This is a genomic window from Microcoleus sp. BM001215392 (assembly GCF_036700185.1).
In the GTDB taxonomy this organism is placed as follows: Bacteria; Cyanobacteriota; Cyanobacteriia; order Cyanobacteriales; family Microcoleaceae; genus Microcoleus.
This window is the reverse complement of the sequence record NZ_JAUBOJ010000540.1, coordinates 2679-3780: the sequence shown is the minus strand read 5'-3', so window position 1 is coordinate 3780 and position 1102 is coordinate 2679. Positions and strand designations below refer to the sequence as shown.

1 protein-coding gene is annotated in these 1102 nt (G+C 42.4%); it reads left to right on the top strand.

The genetic code is table 11. From position 1 onward, the window contains the following. Positions 1-82: 82 nt before the first annotated feature. Positions 83-538 (top strand): HetP family heterocyst commitment protein, encoded by a 456-nt coding sequence (locus tag QT974_RS32255; RefSeq protein WP_333472443.1) that lies wholly within the window; start codon positions 83-85, stop codon positions 536-538. The last annotated feature ends 564 nt before the right edge of the window (positions 539-1102 follow it).

The window sequence follows — 1102 nt, the reverse complement described above, 5'->3', positions numbered from 1 at the left end:
AGTCAACAGTCAACAGTCAACAGTCAACAGTCAACAGTCAACAGTCAACAGTCAATTAATTTACGCAAAATAGGATAAAACGATGAATTCGCAATTTAACAATTCTGCCAATCATTCCCAAGTTGGAATTAAACCCGAACAATTAGATGAGATAATTTCAGCGATTCTGGCAGGAAAGTATTCTTGGGCTTGTTTTTTACTTTTGCGGTGCACGGGTTACAACCCTCTCGACTATATCCCCTACCGCACTTCTAACCGCTTGCTCAAGGAAAATACCCAAATCAGGAAATCGGAAACTCCGCCGTCGCTTGGCAAAATTGCGGATTTAGATTATGTGGAAGTGGCGAAGGACAAACGAGCCGGAGTTCGAGGTGGTTATGTAATTCAGGCTTTTAGCGAGTTGCACTCAGATACCGCAGGTTTTGTCGCCCAAGTCGGCGGCGAAGGTTCAAATATCTCCGCGCCGGCGGTTGATGTTCCAAATCAAGGATTTTTTGTGGGATTTAAGACGCGCTGGTTTAATTTTGCGGGCAAGTAATTTAGCCGATCGCGCGACAACCCGGTTGCTGGCATCGAGTGTACCTATTTTTGGTGGAAGGAGCTGCGGGCGATCGGGTTTTTCAGTAGCCACACAACATTTTTCGACCCGGTTCTTAATAAAAATTCATCAAGTTATCTTTACATCCTGATTTGCGATCGATCGGTCACAATGGCAACACGATCGACACGTGGTAAAACCTATTTAAAAATCTTGCCATTTTGGCAACATTAGCCAAATTCATTAGTTTATACTCAGAAACCAGATTTCAGCTATTGTGGATTGATAGTCTTTTTTAATGAAAAATAACCCATTATTTCCATGAGTGAGCCATGCGGGCCCTACTCAGGTAGATGGAGTTGTCTACATTTTTTGTTGGCAATTCGAGTCAAAATTAATCTGCCAAAATGGCAACACAGGTCTGAATCATCCAGCTATATTACATACAGAACAACCACAGGTTGCTGCGAGCGATTAACTCAAAAACAAAAAGGATAAAAGCCATGATCATTTCTGACCTGAACTACTTGGAAACTGCTGAATCTTCTGTTGTTGGTGGATTCA

Bases quoted from the DNA above. Each gene is read 5' to 3' on its own strand.
- QT974_RS32255 (WP_333472443.1), top strand. From the start codon at position 83: ATGAATTCGCAATTTAACAATTCTGCCAATCATTCCCAAGTTGGAATT.